We start from the raw sequence: 17,000 nt of genomic DNA, 5'->3' as shown, positions 1-17,000 counted from the left end.
CGGCGGCAGGCCGGCGGAAGGGGGCACGTGCGGCCGGCTGTGTCTGTGCTTCGTACTTCCTTGGCTGGATGGCTTTCCCCGCGAATGGCCGAATTGGCATCGGATACGGCCTTTCGGCGCTTTGGAATCGAACGTATCTGATGGGTCGGTCAGCGACTATCTGGAGAAGTGCAGACTTGATCTCCCTTTGTAGAAAGGAGATCGTCATGGAACCGCTATACTTCCCTCCCCGAACTCACGTCCCATGGAACAAGGGCAAACTCACCGGACAAAAGCCGCCGTTGAAGCTCAGCGAGGTCTGGGCCATACGTACGCGACTGCAGATGACGTCAAACATACGCGAGCTAGCGATGTTCAACCTCGCGATTGACAGCAAGCTGCGAGCGTGCGATTTCACACGACTCCGCGTGCAAGACGTCTGCCACGGTAGTCTGGTCGCCATCCGGGCTACCGTGTTGCAGCAGAAGACTCAGCGGCCGGTACAGTTTGAGATCACGGCTCCGACCCGTGAGAGTTTGGAGGCTTGGATCAAGGCTCGTGGATTGAGAGCGCCAGAGTTTTTGTTTCCAAGTCGGCTGCACTCATCCCCGCATCTCTCGACCAGACAGTACTCGCGAATCGTACATCGCTGGGTTGCGTCCATCGGTCTCGACGATACGGCGTACGGCACGCACACAATGCGACGCACCAAAGTCTCGTTGATCTACCGGCGCACGAAGAATCTGCGCGCCGTCCAGTTGCTGCTTGGGCACGCCAAGCTGGAAAGCACCGTTCGATATCTCGGCATCGAAGTAGACGATGCACTCGAAATGGCGGAGCAAACTGAAGTGTGACAACCCCGCAGCCGGCAAGTAGTCGCTTGCCGGCTAGTTTCGGCCAGCCACCCTTACGCCGTCGGGCGGCCGAAGCAGGTCGGTAAGCGGACTCTGGCGGGAGCCTGCTGACTTACACCATTGGCAGTTGCCGCACCGGCTTGCCGGTAAGCTGGGCGACGGCATGTGCTACGGCCGGCGCGATCGGCGGCACGGCAATTTCACCGACGCCGCTGGGCTCGGCCGTGCTGGGCACGAGGTGGGTTTCGATTACCGGCGTCTGCGCCATCTTCATCATCGGATAGTCAGGGAAGTTGGTCTGCACGATCCGCCCGTCCTTGATCTGAATCTGGCTGTACAGCGCCGCGGTCAGCCCGAAGATGATTCCGCTTTCCATCTGCTGCGCAACGATATCCGGATTGACCACCGTGCCGCAGTCCACGGCGCAGATGACGCGATGCACGCGCGGCTTTCCGTCCTTAAGCGACACCTCTGCCACCTGTGCCACCATCGAGCCGAACGAGTTGTGCAGCGCCAGCCCGCGCGCACGCGGTGCGCCGTCCGCGGCGGGTGCCAGCGGCCGGTTCCAGGCTGCCGCCTGCGCTGCGGTGTCGAGCACCTTCAGTTCACGCGGATGCGCCTTGAGCAAGTCCCGCCGCATCGCCAGCGGGTCGAGACTGGCAGCGGCCGCCACGTCGTTCAGGAAGCCTTCCAGGAAGAACCCCGTGTAGGAATGGCCGACGCTGCGCCAGAATCCGATCGGCACCGGCAAATCGACCACCAGGTGCGCAATATGCTCGTGTTCGATCTCATACGGCAGGTCGAACAGGCCTTCGGCTGCATAGCGGTCGATACCGAGCGACGGCGCGCCGAACAGGCGCTCCAGCTCGCCGGCCAGGATCGACTGCCCGGCGCTGCGCGAGGCGATGGCCGTCACCTTGCCATTCTCGACGCGAGCCTTCAGGCGTGCGATTGCCTGCGGGCGATAGAAGTCGTGGCGGATATCATCCTCGCGCGCCCAGATAACCTGTACCGGGCGGCCCTCGGTCTTGGTGGCGATCGACACGGCCTGGCCGATGAAATCCGACTCCAGCCGCCGTCCGAATCCGCCGCCAATGAGCGGGATGTCGATCTGCACCTGGTCCCGGCTCACACCTGCGGCGCGCGCGGCGACCAGTTGCGCCAGCGTGGCCACCTGGGTGGGCGCGCAGAGCTGCACGCCATCCCTGGTCACCTGCGCCGTGCAGTTGATGGGCTCCATGGCGGCATGCGCCAGGTACGGCACACTGTATTCGGCCTCGACGATGGTTGCGCCACCCGTCTTGTCAAAGGCCTTCAGGCCATCGCCCATCGAACGGTACGTGATACCGCCCTTGTCGCTGTCGAGCGCGCCGACGAGCTGCTGCCGGATGTCCGCGGAATCGAGCGAGGCATGCGGCCCGTTGTCCCAGAGCGGTTCGAGCTTTTCCAGGGCCTGGCGTGCCTGCCAGTAGTGGTCTGCCACCACGGCCACGCCCGGTGCGCCACCCGTCGATCCCTCGAACGGCACGACATACCGCACGCCGGGCATGGCAAGCGCCGCCTTCGACTGGAAGGTCTTGAACTTGCCTCCAATCACCGGACACATGACGACCGCCGCATACAACATGCCGGGCGGCCGCGCATCGATGGCAAAGCGTGCGCTGCCATCCGTCTTGGCGGCGATGTCATTGCGCGGTGCAGGCTTGCCAATCAGTTGATATTGCGCAGCCGGTTTGAGCGTGACGCTCGATGGCGGCGCAACGTCGCGCGCCTTCCGCGCGACCGCGGAGAAAGGCATCTGCTTGCCGCCCGGGCCAATGAGCTGACCTTCCCGCACCGTCACCTGTGCCGCCTGCACGCCCCATTCGCGTGCAGCAGCTTCCACCAAGGTGGCGCGCGCGGTCGCGGCGGCCTCACGCACTGGCTGCCAGCCGTCGGCCAAGCTGCTGCTGGCGCCGGTGATGATGAGACCGATCTCTCGCGCGCTCTTGGCCATGATCCAGTGCAGTGCGCGCGCCCAGGTCTTGTCGGCATCGTCCGGATGCAGCGGCAGCGAGCTGTCGCCCATGGTAACGACATTGCCATAGATTCGCTGGATTGGTGACGACTCGATGCTCACCCGCGTCAGCGGCATATCGAGTTCCTCGGCGGCCAGCATCGACAGCGCGGTGTGGATGCCCTGTCCCATCTCCACCCGCGGCATGGCGAGGATGACGTTGCCTTCCGGCGTGATCTTGATCCAGCCGTTCAGGGCAATCTGGCCGGACTTTTCAGGGAATACCGCGGGACCGCCAAGCCGGCTGCGCGGGGGCATCACGCCCCAGCCCACCACCAGCGCGCCGCCAAGGCCGAGCGCCCCCAGCAGGAATCGGCGCCGTCCGCGGCTCGGGGTCATTGCGTTGGCGTTCATGCGCGGCGCTCCCGCAGCGCCTTCGCGGCACGCTTGATGGCGGTGCGCACGCGCGGATATGTGCCGCAGCGGCACAGGTTGGTGATGGCCGCGTCGATGTCGGAATCACTAGGGTCTGGCTGCCGGGCCAGGAGGTCCGCCGCCGCCATCAGCATGCCCGACTGGCAGTAGCCGCATTGCGGCACTTGTTCGTCAATCCAGGCCTGCTGCAGCGCGTGGCGCTTGCCCGGCGCGTTGCCCAGCCCTTCGATCGTGGTGATGCGCTTGCCGGACACCGCCGCCACGGGCAGGACGCAGGACCGCACCGCCGCGCCATCAAGATGCACGGTACACGCGCCGCATGCCGCGACGCCGCAGCCGAACTTCGTGCCTGTCAGGTTCAGGTGGTCCCGCAGCACCCACAGCAAGGGGGTGGCCGGGTCGCATTCGACGCTGACCGGCTGGTGGTTTACGTCAAGATTCATGTGTTATCTCCTTGCCCTTACTGAAGTTCATGCTGGCTTGTCGCGCATGCCAAGCGCTTTGGCGGCGCTGTGCACAGACCATCGACGGTCCGTTAGCCAGTCCTGACCGACCGGCGCCGGCTTGCCTTGCGAAGGGTAGTGACATCGCCGGTCCCCAGGGCTGGGCCTTCCAAGTCCCCTGATCGTATCCGCGACAACACCCTCCTCGCATTGGTGGCGCAGTCAATTTCCTCAGGTTTCGCCTCGATCTCCGCCAGGAGTGCAACGAGGTGCGCCTTGCTCTGCGCAAGCCGCACCTCCAGCGATTCGATGTCCTGCACCTTGCTGCGGAGCGTTTCAATCAATGAGCCATGCTTCCACTGCGCCAGGTCGGGCGGAAGCAGCGTGCGGATCTCGTCGAGACTAAAACCGGCCTGCTGCGCAGTCGCGATCAGGTCGAGCACCAGCGCCGCCTGAGGTGCATAGGTCCGGTAGCCGTTCCGCTGACGCTCGACCTTCAACAGTCCGATGCCTTCATAGAAGCGGATGCGCGACGGGGCAAGGCCAGTGCGCTCCGCCAGTTCCCCGATCTTCATGCTCGCCAAACTCCTCAACCAGCTTGAAATTGCCCTCAAGAATCTCTGGCTCTATATGTCAGTTAAAACGCGCTACCCAACCTAGCGGCAGGGCTTGCATCAGCACGCCCACAAATGCCCACGGCCAGCCAGGAACACAAGCCTCATCTGGCTCGCGCTCGATAGCTCTGACCATGTATTGGCAGCCGAGGTCCTCCGGAACTTCAAACGGCAACTTCTTCGCTGCTGCGTTGAGTTCCGTACGGATATAGCCGGGGAAGAGGGTGCTGACCTTTATCGGTGAGTTCAGTAGTTCGGCGCGAATGCCTTCCGCCAGATGGGCCACTGCTGCCCTGCTTGCTGCATAGGCGGTCAGGTGCCTGGGCAGGCCGCGTTTCGCGCTCATGGACGAGATAACCACCAGATGACCGCCGTTCTGGCTTCGGAAGATCTCCACAGCCGCTTCGCATTGGGCAAGGGCTGCTACGAAGTTTGTCTCGGCGGTGCGCAGGTTGGTGGCAAAATGGCCGGTACCAATGCGCCGTCCTTCGCCAATGCCGGCATTGACAATAATCCGACCCAGCCGGCCAAACATCTGCACAAACTCGCCAAATGTGGCGAAAACCTTTTCGTGATCATTGACATCAAGGGCACTGACCTCGACTCGCACGCCGAATGCTCCGCATAGCTCGCCCTTCAGCTCCTGCAGACGTTCGGTACGCCGCGCACACAGCGCAAGGTTGTAGCCGCGTGCAGCGAATTCCCGCGCCATTCCAGCGCCTAGTCCTGAGCTGGCCCCGGTAATCAGGACGGTCTTGGATTGATTTGTCATTTCGATCTCGTCTTGCCCGATCATTCAGCGCCAGGTCAGCAGATGACTGCGATCGCCGTGAAAGTGTGAGTACTCGTTAAAGGTCATGAGCCTGCGCTTACGCTGGCTGCTCACCTGCAATGACGTCATGCTGGCATTGGCCAGTGCCAGTTGACCTGCATCGCGGCTGCATCGCCAAGGCCAAGCAAGGCCTGGACAATCACCGCGATCACCCCACACGATGTGACTACCAGATGCGTCTCATCCGGCCTGGCCAGCTTCAGCACCTGCTCCAGTGCAGCCTGGCAGCGCGCCTGGAACTGGCGCCAGGGCTCGTCATAGTCCCCATCCGCAGTGCCACCGTACCAGTGCGCCAGTGCCGCACTGAACATACCGAAGAATGCATCGCGTGGATTCTCCGCGGTGGCGAGCTCTCTCATCATTACCACAGTTGTAGCGAGGCTCATAGCGGACAATCACCTGTTGGTGGTCGAATTCATCAAAACCTGCGAGACAGTGCGGCTCAAGGTCGCGGTTGGCACCCTGGATCAATCCCTTTGCCGTTTGCCGATGGCGCTGAAGCCTTCCGCACCAGAGAGCATCAATAGTTTCGCCGCGCTCGCGCAGTACCTTGCCGAGGTGCGCCGCCTGCTCGTGCCCCTTGTCGGAGAGACAGTCATAGTCTGTCGCCCCGAATGAGGCCTGACCGTGGCGTACGAGAATGACGCGAGTCATGGTTAAGCCCTCCCGCTTCGCCGGATCAGACGCCGACAGCGTCGATGGAGCGCATATACCATCAGCCAGAAATGCCTGAATGCCGGATTCTTCGTTTGCTTGTGGTGATAGCGGTAGTAGATCTGCTGAATGATGACTGCCAGCCGGAAGAGTCCGAAGACCTCGTAAAAGGCCCAGTTGTCGGCCTTGAGGCCAGTCTTGCCGAAGTAGTAGTCGACGACTTCTGTTCGGCTCAGCATGCCCGGCAAGTGCGTCGGTTGACGTCGCGCCGCCCGCATCATGAAGTTGTCATCGGCTTGCACCCAATAGGCCAGCATGGTGCCAAGGTCCATCAGAGGATCGCCCAGCGTGGCAAGCTCCCAATCCAGCACACCGATCACCTGCGTGGGTTCCTGAATGGACAGGACGACGTTGTCGAAGCGCCAGTCGTTATGGATGATGCAGGTTCGGCTGTCCTCGGGGGTGTTTGCCCGCAGCCACGCGCGCACGCTGCGAAAGCGTGGCACGTTCCAGGTAAGACTCTTCTCGTAGCGGGCGTCCCAGCCATCGACCTGACGCTTGCAGTAGCCTGCTCCCTTACCCAGTGAATCCAGACCAGCCGCCTGGTAATCCGTCTGGTGCAGAGCGATGAGCTGGTCCAGCACGTTCAGGCACAGTTCGCGCACACGCGGCGCCGTGAAATCGAGATCACGGGACAGGTTCGCGCGGGGATGATTCCTGCAATACGCTCCATGACATAGAAGTCGCACCCAATCACTGAAGGGTCCTGGCACAGGGCGACCGTGTTGGGCACCATCGGGTATACCGGCTTCAGATTCTTCTGAATGTAGTATTCGCGTGCCATGTCGTGCGCACCCGCCGCCTTGGTGCCTGCTGGCGGACGCCGAAGGATAAGATCGCGGTTGCGGTATTCCAGCCGGTAGGTCCAATTGGAAGCACCGCCGGAGTACTGCGTGATAGTCGGCTGCCCCGAGAGGCTGCGGTCCTGTGCTTTAAGCCATCGATCTACTGCCGCTATGTCGAACTCTTCTCCCGGACGAACCGCTCCGGCTTGATCTGTTACGGTCATGCTTTGGCTTCCCGATTTCAGCGTTTGGCCAGCGCCATCCTGGCTTGCAGGCGGAATGAGCGCGCCTGTCAGGTGCTTCGTTATATCACCTCGAAGCGCAAACCAGCATGGCGCGCCAGTCGGTCGATAAAGCGCTCGTCGAATATCGTCGCCGGTGTCCAGAAGCCGCCACCGCGCCCGATCTTGATACCGTTCTTAACGTGGTCCAGTGCCAGACTGGCCGCCGCCTGGACAAGTATCTTGCTGGTGGAGCCATAACCCGGATCGCGATCACCAGTGACTTTCACACGTAAGGTGTGCCCCCCTTCGGTTCGACCCAGGAGGCGCAGATCGTAGTGACCGGCCAACTGTGCCGCAGGGCTGGGCCCTTCACCGGGCTTGGGCAACAAGAAGCGCTCCATCACGCCGCGTATGGGGCTGATGACGGCGCCCACCATGAACGCACCGAGACCCGCCACGATCGTCAGTGCAGTCAAGCGGCCTTTGAACCCCCCCCGTCAGCATCGCTTCGTCATACGTGAACGGGTTGCCATAGGCCTTGCCAGACAAGGCGTTGGAACGGTGAACCACGCGCTCATTGATCGCCGCCATGACGAAGGGGGCTATCCAGGCATCGAAGTCAGTATCGAACTCGGCGGCTCTCACGTAGTGCTGGCGTGCCGTAAAACCGTGGCCCCTGGGGCAAAGTGCATAGGGGTTGGCCAGCTCCTTGCGCAAGGAAGGATCGGCAGCGGCCTCCTTGACCACGTTGATCATGCTGGTCACCGTGCCGCCTGAAGCGCCACCCTTGAGTGTCTTGACACGCATCTTGACATGGGCGGCCGGGGCACCCAAATTCCGCATCGCCTGTCGCTGCAAAAAATAGACGCCCATGTCGGAGGGCACCGAATCGAAGCCGCAGCAATGCACAATGCGCGCCCCCGACTGCTGGGCCGTGGCCTCATATTTCTCGATCATCCGCTTGATCCACTGGGTCTCGCCGGTGAGGTCGCAGTAGTCCGTGCCACTTGCAGCGCACACCTTGATCAGCGGTTCGCCATACAGCGCGTAGGGGCCGACAGTGGACACCACCACCCGGGTCTGCGCGCACAGGGCTCGCAACTGGGCTTCGTTAGCAGCGTCCGCCACGATGATGGGCAGGGATTGCCCCGCCGCGCCCAGCGAGCGCCTGACGTCCTCGAGCTTCGCTTCGGATCGGCCCGCAATGGCCCAGCGCATGGTTTCGGCCTGACCCGAGAGGTATTCGGCCAGGTACCGCGTCACGATCTGACCAACAAAGCTGGTGGCGCCAAAGACGACGACGTCATAGTCTGGTGCGGTCATGGACGTTCCCTTGCGGCGCTGATAGCCGAGGGGCTGGAAGTCAAGCCTTCCGGCTCACCTTCCAGCGGTCCGAATTCGATTTGTGCACACCGCCTATCCATATTCATTGAGCTTTCTCGATGATTGACCCTGTATGCGTGCCTGAGGCAGCGCCCAAGGCAAGCCGATTCAGCCGGCAGCCAGCACTTTAAGGTTAAACTCAACTTGAAGGTCAAGCATCCAGTGCGGATAGTTCAGGTTGGACTCATTCCGATCACCTTCTGAATCCCAACGGGGGTATTGATGGGATCGGAACCAAAAAACAGACGTTCCGACACATTGAGAGACGCGTTCGCCGGCAGTTTCTGGCCTTACCAGTAAGTTCCGGAGTCAGCTCGCTGCAGGGCGACGGGTCTTACCCCGGGCCGGCACGACGGCGCCTTCTTCGCGGAGGCGGTCCAGCACCCACTTCGTCCTGTCAGAGCAGGGCATATCCGCAGGCCGGTTTTCGATGTTCCTGATGGTGGCGAGCAGATGGGCCTTGTTTTGTTTGAGGCGCTTTTGCATGTCCTCGATTTCGGCGACTTTCCGCTTGAGGGCATCCAGTAACTCATCATGCTGCCAGTTCCCCGAACCGAGGGGTAGCAGATGGCGGATCTGATCGAGCGAGAACCCCGCACTCTGCGCGCTGGCGATGATTTCCAGAATCCATACCGCCTCCGGCGGGTAGTCGCGATAGCCATTCGCCTGGCGCTCGACCGCCAGGATCAATCCGGCTGCCTCGTAGAAGCGAATGCGGGAGGCCGTCAGACCGCTGAGCTTAGCCAGTTCTCCAATTCTCATACGGCACCTAAGAAAGCATTGACATTAAGGTTCACTTTAATCCTACAGTGAATCTTGGCCCGGCAAGGCAGGCCGAACTGGCTAGCGCGGCGTCCCCGGCCACATTTCCTCCCCTCATCTACCGATCTGGAAAGGAGCAGGACCTCCGCGCAGCAAATATCAGCGCGCACATCGCCGATTGAAGGCTTATGCACTACACAGGAGAAGCGAAAATGGGATACGTGACAACAAAGGATGGCGTTGAGATCTTCTACAAAGATTGGGGGCCACGTGATGCACAGGTGATTTTTTTTCATCACGGTTGGCCGCTCAGCGCTGACGACTGGGATGCCCAGATGCTCTTCTTTCTAGCGCAAGGCTATCGGGTCGTCGCACATGATCGCCGTGGTCACGGGCGATCCAGTCAGGTCTGGGACGGCCATGACATGGACCATTATGCGGATGATGTGGCCGCGGTCGTGAACCACCTCGGCGTGCAGAAGGCTGTCCATGTCGGCCATTCCACAGGCGGCGGCGAAGTCATCCACTACGTCGCCCGCCATGGGGAGGACCGCGTCTCCAAGGCAGTACTCATCAGCGCGGTTCCGCCGATCATGGTGAAGACCGAGAAGAACCCAGGCGGCCTGCCCAAGGAAGTGTTCGACAACCTCCAGGCACAGCTCGCGGCGAACCGTGCGCAATTCTATTACGACATTCCCGCGGGCCCCTTCTACGGCTATAACCGCCCCAACGCAAAGCCGTCGGAAGGCGTCATCTGGAATTGGTGGCGGCAGGGAATGATGGGTGGGCAGCGCCAAGGCCCACCATGACGGCATCGTTGCCTTCTCGCAGACCGACTTCACCGAAGACCTGAAGAGCGCCACGATTCCCGTTCTGGTGATGCACGGCGACGACGATCAGATCGTCCCTTATGCAGATTCTGGCCCGCTGTCGGCGAAGCTGCTCAGGAACGGCACCCTGAAGACCTATCCGGGTTTCCCGCACGGAATGCCCACTTCTAACGCCGAAGCCATCAATGCCGATCTGCTGGCGTTCGTGCGCGGCTGACAGCCACGGGTGCCAGAAGCATAGCCTTCTGGCACCTGGCTGCTTCCCCCTTCGCGAAGCATTTCCGGACGCTCGACCGCGCTGCAGTGGAGAAAACGCAATTCTGCTCGCCACGAGTTTTGTGGCGGGCTTTTTCATTTGGGGGTTCCCGTCATTGCGAAGCGGGAGCCTCAGCCTGAAATAGCCGCACGGCCGCTGCTCGGCGTCCGGTCCTCACAGCCGTGTCCCGCGACGCTCATACATCACCTCAAAAAAGGTATTGACATTAAAGTTGACTTTAACCTTAAAGTCGAACCACGATCAAAACGAGGTGACCCCCATGAACGTGTTCGACAAGTTGATCCTTCGCAACGGCTCAACCGTTCCGAACCGCATCGCCAAAGCCGCCATGGAAGAGAACATGGCGGACGCCGACCACGCGCCCTCCGAAGCGCTGATGCGGCTGTACAAGGCCTGGGCAGAGGGGGGTGCCGGCCTGCTGATGACCGGCAATGTGATGGTCGACAGCCGTGCCATGACGGGGCCCGGCGGCGTCGTGCTGGAAGACGCCAGGCACCTGGACCGGTTCAGGCGCTGGGCACGGGTCGGCCGATCCAAGGGGGCGCAGTTCTGGCTGCAGATCAACCATCCCGGCCGGCAGATGCCTGCCAATCTGGGGCAGCCCACCTGGGCTCCTTCTGCTGTGTCGATGAACCTGGGCAACATGTCCAGGCATTTCAACACGCCGCAGGTGATGACGCAGGAGGTCATCGAGGACGTGATCCAGCGCTTTGCCCGTACGGCACAACTGGGGGAACAGGCAGGCTTCACAGGCGTCGAAATTCACGCGGCACACGGCTACCTGCTGAGCCAATTCCTCTCGCCGTTGAGCAACCAAAGAACAGATGCGTGGGGTGGCCCGCTGGAGAACCGCGCTCGCCTGCTCTTTGAGATCGTCAAGGCCGTACGCGCCGTGGTTTCGCCCGGATTCGCAGTTGCCGTCAAGCTGAACTCTGCCGACTTCCAGCGTGGCGGCTTCACCGCGGATGAGGCCCGCCAGGTTGTGAATAAGCTCAACGAGCTTGCCGTCGACCTGGTCGAGTTGTCGGGAGGGAGCTATGAGGCTCCCGCCATGCAGGGTGAAGCCCGCGACGGCAGCGCGCTCGCCCGCGAGGCCTACTTTGTCGAGTTCGCCCGCGACATCCGCGCGGTGGCGAAGATGCCAGTGATGGTCACAGGCGGCATCCGCCGTCGGCCGGTGGCCGAGCAAGTGGTCAGGAGCGGCGTGGACATGGTTGGCATCGGTACTGCCCTGGCCATCGACCCCAATCTGCCGCGCGACTGGCGTGCTGGCAAAGACAGTGCGCCTGCGTTGCTGCCGATCAGTTGGAAGAACAAGCCGCTGGCCTCATTGGCCAACATGGCGGCAGTCAAGTTTCAACTGCGCCAGCTCAGCCGAGGCAAGGCCACGGATCCCAGGGTGTCACCGCTGCGCGCGCTGATCCTGCAGCAGGTGTCCAACGCATGCCGCGTCCGCCAATACCGGCGCTGGGTGGCTCAGCGCGTCCATGCCTGACCGGCCAGACAATGCTGCAAGCTGATGTCGAGACCTTTCGGACCCCATGCATCCATGAACGCACTGCTGAAGAACTTGCTCACCCTCGTGATGACATCCGTGCTTATGCTTCCCCTGCTGGGGCAAGCACAGGCCCCTGGTTCACAGGAAGTTGCCGCACAAGGTGCGCGCGTGCTGGTTGTCGTCACCAATCATGCGGACTACCCGAGTCGCCAGGACAAGTCCGGGCTGTGGCTGACGGAATTGACGCATTTCTGGGACGTGCTCCAGGTAGCCGGGGTCGCCATGGACATCGTCAGCCCGAAGGGTGGAATTAGTCCGCTTGATGAGCGAAGCCTGGGGAGGCTCTATCTTGATGATGCCGCCCGCTCCCACTTGCGCGACCCGGCCTTCATGGATCGACTCAATCACACGAAGCCGGCCACTGACGTTGACCCGAGGGCCTACAGCGCCATTTACTTCACCGGTGGCCATGGAACGATGTGGGATTTCCGTGACGCCCCGGACCTCAAGCGCGTGGCGGAGGCGATCTACCAGCAGGGAGGCATCGTGTCAGCGGTCTGCCACGGCAACGCAGCACTGATTCAACTTCAGCGAGCGGATGGCAAGCCGCTCATCAGCGGTCGACGCGTCACGGGCTTCTCCGATTTCGAGGAGCGCTTGTCGGGCACCCGGGATCAAGTTCCGTTCTATCTGCAGGACGCCATGGTGGACGCTGGTGCGAAGTACGAGAAGGCGCTCCTGCCCTTCACCTCCTATGTCGTCACCGATGGACGTCTTGTCACGGGGCAGAACCCTCAGTCGAGCGAAGCTGTAGCAAGGCAGGTGCTGTCGCTACTGCAACCGAAGGCCGAGTCTGCAGCCAGGTAGGTCCTGCCTTCGGCCCGTATCCATCCCCCCGGCGCGTCGCCGCCATGTGAGGCCAGAAATGCAGGCCAAGCGCTGGACCTTCAAGGTACGTTGGAGCTTAGGATGCTTCACGGCATCAATCACTCCCGAACCGGACCTTTCTCAACTTAAGCACCCAAAGTATCGTCAAAATGAAAATCAGCAATCTTGCAGCTACAGCAGGGGTAATCATGAGTTTCCTCTTGAATCCTGCATGGGCCGATGGCACATCGGAAACCAGGCAAACCGAAAGCACAACAATCGGCATCGCCGGCCATGACGTCCCTGTGGTTAAAGGCGGGCTGTATGACCGCTATCGCTCCAACCCTCCCCTTTCCGTCATTGCATCTGAAGCTCCGGACGTTGACTTGAGTTGGTTCAAGGGGCTCAAGAAGGAGAAGGTGGATATTGGCTTTGAATCCTATTCGCCAAACTTCTACTACAAGAACAGCAGGGTGACAGTCATCTTCACCGCGGACTTGAACAAGCTTCGGGAATTGATGCCTGCCCAAGTCCTGGAGAAGGTTCAACCGCTCCAGGTCTGGCCGGGCAGAGGCCTTGTCGCACTCACTGCCTACGCCTATGACTATTGCGACAACGACAGCTACAACGAGATTGGTCTCTCCGTCATCACGAATCGGCCGGGCAGCTCCAGTTTTGGACCGCTCACCTTGATGAGTCAGGCGATGTCGAACGACTTCTGGGGCTACGTACTGAAGCTTCCGGTTAATACCGAGCTCGCCAGGGTGCGTGGTGTGGTTGGCTACAACCTGCCGAAATGGCTGACGGGCATTAACTACCGCGAGACCGACAAGTCGGTTGTCGTCGAGATCTTTGACAGTCAGACGGGCAAAGTCGATGTCACCATGGAAACCAGGAAGCTGGCCAACCTTTCGAGCAAGATCTCCATGGTGACCAATAGCTTTACCAATGTCGATCAGCAAGGGCAATTGACCACGGCCTATGCAACTTCCCGTCAGCTCAGTCATACCTCCAGCACAAGTGCGGAGGCGGTAAGCCTCAGTCTGACTGAAGGAAGTCTATCAACGTTCATCAAGTCCCTGAACCTTGGCAAGATGGTCAAGTACGAGTACGTGCCCGAATTCCAAAGCGCGCTCTACTCCCCCAAGCCGCTGTGATCCCTTCTTGTCGTCGCGTCGACGCCGGTAGCCCCACACAGGCATGTCTGGGGGCTACCGCCTTTTATCCTTTCCGAGGCAGTCCCCCACAGATTTTCCCGACTTGGCGCGTGGCACTTGCAGACGAGCGGGCGAAGCTCGCATGGACGGCTAGATCGGGATGTGCAACGCGTCCTGATATGACTTTGACGAGCCGTCAGCGAGTCCCCAATGGCGGTTCTATGCCAAGAAGCCGCCAGATCATCGAAGGACTTGGGATGGCTGAGAAGGGTCGTTCAGGGACGGTCGGTCTGGCGATGGGCCGGTGTGCCCACAAACTGTCTTCGACTCGACGACGCACGGCCCCGCATGTGTCGGAGACCATCACGGCATGCCTACGTAAGCGCGGACAACGCGTGAGGTGGTACGCTGCCACCCATTGCCACATGGCGCATGAAGCACACAGGCGACATCCTTGTCAGACGGCAACCGATACCATCCAATGCCGCGGGGGCGGATGCTGGCGCCATGGACTTCAGGAGTCTGTCATGCCCGGAAAGAACATCCATGTAGTACCCGTAGACACCAGCTGGGCGATCGAAACTGAGGGTGGCGGTGGCCGACAGCTTTTCACATCCCGGGAGGACGCCATCGCCGCCGGCACCGAAGCAGCCAGGCAGCAGAAGGTTGAACTGCTGATTCATGGCCGCGACGGGCAAATACGCGAGCGCAATTCATTCGGCCACGACCCTCGCAACATCCGAGGATAGTGTCAGCCGCCCGCGGCCCCCTCTCGCTTTTCGAGTTGGCGCGCGCCAGCGACATCGGGTCACGGCCATGGCTGTCCGCACCACCGGAGGCAAGCCCAGGACCAAGCGCGTCACCGTCGAGCCCGATGCGCCGCTCGACCGCTACAACAGAAAGCGAGACTTCGGCGTTACGCCTGAGCCGACAGGACGAACGAAGGGCCGCAGCGGGCAGGCGCGGCCGCTGAACTTCGTGGTCCAGAAACACTGGGCCCGGCGCTTGCACTACGATTTCCGCCTTGAACTCGATGGCGTGCTGCTCAGCTGGGCGGTACCGAAAGGTCCCAGTTACGACCCCGCCGAGAAACGCATCGCCGTCCATGTCGAAGACCACCCGCTGGACTATGCCGATTTCGAAGGCGAAATACCGCCGAAACAATATGGCGCAGGGGCGGTCATTGTGTGGGATCGCGGTACCTGGACGCCCGTGGGCGATCCGCGCGACGGCATGGCCGCGGGCAAGCTGCTGTTCGACCTCAATGGTCAGAAGCTTATGGGGCGCTGGGAACTGGTGCGCATCGCCAAACCGGGCGACAAATCGGAGCAGTGGATTCTGTTCAAGAAACGCGACGCTTGGGCACGCCCGTTGTCAGAGTTCGATGTGCTGGCAGCGCTTCCGGACAGCGTTATCGCGAAGCCACTGAGTCCGCCGGACGAGGACACGGGTCCGGTCATGGAGGGAGACCCTGACTCGGCAGTCCGACGCGCGCCGCGCGTGCGCCTGCCGGCGAAGCTCGCGCCACAGCTGGCCACCCTCTCCTCCATCCTGCCGTCTGGCAGCAACTGGATCATCGAAACGAAGTTCGACGGCTATCGCATCCTGGCGCGGATCGACGATGCGAGGGCCGCGCTGTTCACCCGCAATGGCCACGACTGGACCCACAAGCTGAGTTCGCTGGCGTCGGAGATCGAGAAGCTCGACATCTCGCAAGGATGGCTCGATGGCGAGATCGTCGTCCTGCGCGATGGCATGCCGGATTTCAACGCGTTGCAGAACGCCATCGACGGGGATCGCCACGACGCTATCGTCTACTTCGCATTCGACTTGCCCTATTGGGAGGGCCGCGACCTGCGCAGCCTGCCGCTGGTGCAGCGCAGGGCCAGGCTAGCCACGCTGGTTGCCGACCGTTCCGAGCGCGTGCGCTTCAGCGAGGCGTTCGACGCGCCACCCGCCGACATGTTCCAGGCGGCGTGCAAGCTCGGCCTCGAGGGCTTGATGTTCAAGCGTGGCGACGCTCCCTATGTTTCCGCTCGCACCCAGACCTGGCTGAAGGCCAAGTGCAAGCTGCGCCAGGAATTCGTCATCGGCGGCTTCTCCGTTCGCGAAGGCGCGGTCGCCGAGGTGGGCAGGCTCTATCTCGGCGTCTACGCCGATGACGACCTGGTCTATACCGGCGGCGTTGGCACTGGCTGGGACAGCGCAACCGCGGCGACACTGCCCCAGCGCCTGGCTGCGCTGGCAATCGACCACAACCCCTTCTCCACCGAGGCGCGTGCCAGCAGGCGATGGGGTGGCCGGCGGCCCGCTGCGGTGCAATGGGTCAAGCCGAAGCTGGTCGCGGAAGTCGAGTTTTCCGAGTGGACGCCAGACGGGCAAATCCGCCACGCGTCGTTCAAGGGGTTGCGCACCGACCATGCCGCAAAATCGATTCGCCGTGAAGCGGTGCAGACTGCGGTGACCCCGCAAGGCATCTCGACGATCAAGGTCACCAATCCGGACCGGGTCATCGACCAATCCAGAGGGATCACCAAGGTCGAACTGGTGCGCTACTACGAAAGCGTCGCCAGCGCGATGCTGCCGCACCTGGTTGAGCGCCCGCTCTCGCTGGTCCGCGCACCCGACGGCATCGACGCCGCGACGTTCTTCCAGAAGCATGCGGAGACAGCGATGCCGGGGCTGACCGAGCGTCCCGCTTCCCTGTGGCCCGGCCACGCGGCATTGCTGACGGCGGACACGCCAGAGGCCATCGTCGCGGCCGCGCAGATGAATGTGGTGGAGTTCCATACCTGGAATTCCACCACCCGGCACATCGACCGCCCCGACCGCGTCATCTTCGACCTCGATCCGGGCGAAGGCGTGGCCTGGGAAACCATATTGGAGGCTGCGATGCTGGTGCGCACGCTGCTGGCCGAACTGGGCCTCCAGTGCTGGCTGAAGACAAGCGGCGGCAAAGGGCTCCATGTCGTCGTTCCGCTCGCGCCGCGGCGCTCCTACGACGAAGTGAAAGCGTTCTCCCGGGCCGCGGTCAAACATCTGGCCGCCATCCTGCCGCAGCGCTTCACCGCACGCTCGGGCGCCGCCAATCGCAAAGGGCTCATTTTTGTCGACTACCTGCGCAACGGCTTCTCGCAGACCACGGCGGCCGCTTTCTCCGCGCGGGCCCGGCCGGGCTTGGGGGTCTCGATGCCGGTGTCGTGGGAGCAACTTCCGAAGCTCAAAAGTGGCGCGCAATGGACAATCCGCGACGCGCGTGAGCACCTCAGCTTCCAAGTGGCGGATCCATGGCAATCGTACTGGCAAACACGCCAAACTTTGACGCAGGCAATCGAACAGTTAAGCTGAAT

General features: G+C 61.8%; 12 protein-coding genes and 4 pseudogenes. 7 read left to right on the top strand and 9 right to left on the bottom strand.

Going from position 1 to position 17,000, the window contains the following annotated elements:
- The first annotated feature begins 206 nt into the window (after positions 1–206).
- Complete coding sequence (locus ACOCMH_RS12995) at positions 207–833, top strand: tyrosine-type recombinase/integrase (RefSeq protein ID WP_427308620.1); 627 nt, start codon at positions 207–209, stop codon at positions 831–833.
- A 112-nt stretch (positions 834–945) separates the two neighbouring features.
- Here ACOCMH_RS12995 and ACOCMH_RS12990 read toward each other — a convergent pair whose 3' ends face one another.
- From ACOCMH_RS12990 to ACOCMH_RS12950, 9 genes and pseudogenes are all read right to left on the bottom strand, one after another.
- Positions 946–3,243 carry a molybdopterin cofactor-binding domain-containing protein gene (locus tag ACOCMH_RS12990; protein WP_427309211.1) on the bottom strand — a complete coding sequence of 766 codons (2,298 nt, stop codon included), beginning with the start codon at positions 3,241–3,243 and terminating at the stop codon, positions 946–948.
- Positions 3,240–3,707, bottom strand: a complete 468-nt coding sequence (locus tag ACOCMH_RS12985; protein ID WP_427308618.1) for a (2Fe-2S)-binding protein — start codon at positions 3,705–3,707, stop codon at positions 3,240–3,242. Before ACOCMH_RS12985 ends, ACOCMH_RS12990 begins: the two co-directional genes overlap by 4 nt.
- Positions 3,708–3,799: 92 nt before the next feature.
- Positions 3,800–4,282, bottom strand: a complete 483-nt coding sequence (locus tag ACOCMH_RS12980) for a MerR family transcriptional regulator (protein ID WP_427308616.1) — start codon at positions 4,280–4,282, stop codon at positions 3,800–3,802.
- A gap of 58 nt (positions 4,283–4,340) precedes the next feature.
- Complete coding sequence (locus ACOCMH_RS12975) at positions 4,341–5,093, bottom strand: SDR family oxidoreductase (protein WP_427308614.1); 753 nt, start codon at positions 5,091–5,093, stop codon at positions 4,341–4,343.
- Positions 5,094–5,218: 125 nt separating this feature from the next.
- Positions 5,219–5,539, bottom strand: a complete 321-nt coding sequence (locus ACOCMH_RS12970; RefSeq protein WP_427308612.1) for a histidine phosphatase family protein — start codon at positions 5,537–5,539, stop codon at positions 5,219–5,221.
- Between the two features lie 76 nt (positions 5,540–5,615).
- Positions 5,616–5,807, bottom strand: a pseudogene (locus tag ACOCMH_RS12965) (histidine phosphatase family protein); the annotation flags it as partial.
- A 2-nt stretch (positions 5,808–5,809) separates the two neighbouring features.
- Positions 5,810–6,876 (bottom strand): annotated as a pseudogene (locus ACOCMH_RS12960) (phosphotransferase family protein).
- Between the two features lie 80 nt (positions 6,877–6,956).
- Positions 6,957–8,199, bottom strand: a pseudogene (locus ACOCMH_RS12955) (saccharopine dehydrogenase family protein).
- A gap of 369 nt (positions 8,200–8,568) precedes the next feature.
- The gene (locus ACOCMH_RS12950) at positions 8,569–9,021 is read right to left on the bottom strand and encodes a MerR family transcriptional regulator (protein WP_427308610.1); all 453 of its coding nucleotides are present in this window, start codon (positions 9,019–9,021) and stop codon (positions 8,569–8,571) included.
- A 212-nt stretch (positions 9,022–9,233) separates the two neighbouring features.
- Between ACOCMH_RS12950 and ACOCMH_RS12945 the strand changes: the two are divergent.
- The 6 genes and pseudogenes from ACOCMH_RS12945 to ligD all read left to right on the top strand — a co-directional run bounded on the left by ACOCMH_RS12945 (position 9,234) and on the right by ligD (position 16,998).
- A pseudogene (locus ACOCMH_RS12945) lies at positions 9,234–10,068 on the top strand (alpha/beta fold hydrolase).
- Positions 10,069–10,387: 319 nt separating this feature from the next.
- Positions 10,388–11,623 carry an NADH:flavin oxidoreductase/NADH oxidase family protein gene (locus tag ACOCMH_RS12940; protein ID WP_427308608.1) on the top strand — a complete coding sequence of 412 codons (1,236 nt, stop codon included), beginning with the start codon at positions 10,388–10,390 and terminating at the stop codon, positions 11,621–11,623.
- A 54-nt stretch (positions 11,624–11,677) separates the two neighbouring features.
- Positions 11,678–12,493, top strand: a complete 816-nt coding sequence (locus ACOCMH_RS12935) for a type 1 glutamine amidotransferase domain-containing protein (RefSeq protein WP_427308606.1) — start codon at positions 11,678–11,680, stop codon at positions 12,491–12,493.
- Positions 12,494–12,663: 170 nt separating this feature from the next.
- Entirely contained in the window at positions 12,664–13,650 is a 987-nt protein-coding gene (locus ACOCMH_RS12930; RefSeq protein ID WP_427308604.1) for an acetoacetate decarboxylase (ADC), read from the top strand.
- Positions 13,651–14,177: 527 nt separating this feature from the next.
- Positions 14,178–14,399: a DUF2188 domain-containing protein gene (locus ACOCMH_RS12925; RefSeq protein ID WP_427308602.1), complete on the top strand. Its 222-nt coding sequence runs from the start codon at positions 14,178–14,180 to the stop codon at positions 14,397–14,399.
- 67 nt (positions 14,400–14,466) lie between these two features.
- Complete coding sequence (gene ligD, locus ACOCMH_RS12920; RefSeq protein ID WP_427308600.1) at positions 14,467–16,998, top strand: DNA ligase D; 2,532 nt, start codon at positions 14,467–14,469, stop codon at positions 16,996–16,998.
- Positions 16,999–17,000: the final 2 nt, after the last annotated feature.

It is taken from the genome of Cupriavidus sp. H39, assembly GCF_050271075.1.
Lineage (GTDB): Bacteria > Pseudomonadota > Gammaproteobacteria > Burkholderiales > Burkholderiaceae > Cupriavidus > Cupriavidus necator_B.
Note: the sequence above shows the minus strand (reverse complement) of the source record. Positions and strands in the feature narration are given on the sequence as shown.

What these genes read in the sequence shown, in the direction of transcription:
- ACOCMH_RS12935 (WP_427308606.1), top strand. Translation starts at nt 11,678, where the DNA reads ATGAACGCACTGCTGAAGAACTTGCTCACCCTCGTGATGACATCCGTG.
- ACOCMH_RS12930 (WP_427308604.1), top strand. Translation starts at nt 12,664, where the DNA reads ATGAAAATCAGCAATCTTGCAGCTACAGCAGGGGTAATCATGAGTTTC.
- ACOCMH_RS12990 (WP_427309211.1), bottom strand. Translation starts at nt 3,243, where the DNA reads ATGAACGCCAACGCAATGACCCCGAGCCGCGGACGGCGCCGATTCCTG.
- ACOCMH_RS12995 (WP_427308620.1), top strand. Translation starts at nt 207, where the DNA reads ATGGAACCGCTATACTTCCCTCCCCGAACTCACGTCCCATGGAACAAG.
- ACOCMH_RS12970 (WP_427308612.1), bottom strand. Translation starts at nt 5,539, where the DNA reads ATGAGCCTCGCTACAACTGTGGTAATGATGAGAGAGCTCGCCACCGCG.
- ACOCMH_RS12985 (WP_427308618.1), bottom strand. Translation starts at nt 3,707, where the DNA reads ATGAATCTTGACGTAAACCACCAGCCGGTCAGCGTCGAATGCGACCCG.
- ACOCMH_RS12975 (WP_427308614.1), bottom strand. Translation starts at nt 5,093, where the DNA reads ATGACAAATCAATCCAAGACCGTCCTGATTACCGGGGCCAGCTCAGGA.
- ACOCMH_RS12925 (WP_427308602.1), top strand. Translation starts at nt 14,178, where the DNA reads ATGCCCGGAAAGAACATCCATGTAGTACCCGTAGACACCAGCTGGGCG.
- ACOCMH_RS12950 (WP_427308610.1), bottom strand. Translation starts at nt 9,021, where the DNA reads ATGAGAATTGGAGAACTGGCTAAGCTCAGCGGTCTGACGGCCTCCCGC.
- ACOCMH_RS12980 (WP_427308616.1), bottom strand. Translation starts at nt 4,282, where the DNA reads ATGAAGATCGGGGAACTGGCGGAGCGCACTGGCCTTGCCCCGTCGCGC.
- ligD (WP_427308600.1), top strand. Translation starts at nt 14,467, where the DNA reads ATGGCTGTCCGCACCACCGGAGGCAAGCCCAGGACCAAGCGCGTCACC.
- ACOCMH_RS12940 (WP_427308608.1), top strand. Translation starts at nt 10,388, where the DNA reads ATGAACGTGTTCGACAAGTTGATCCTTCGCAACGGCTCAACCGTTCCG.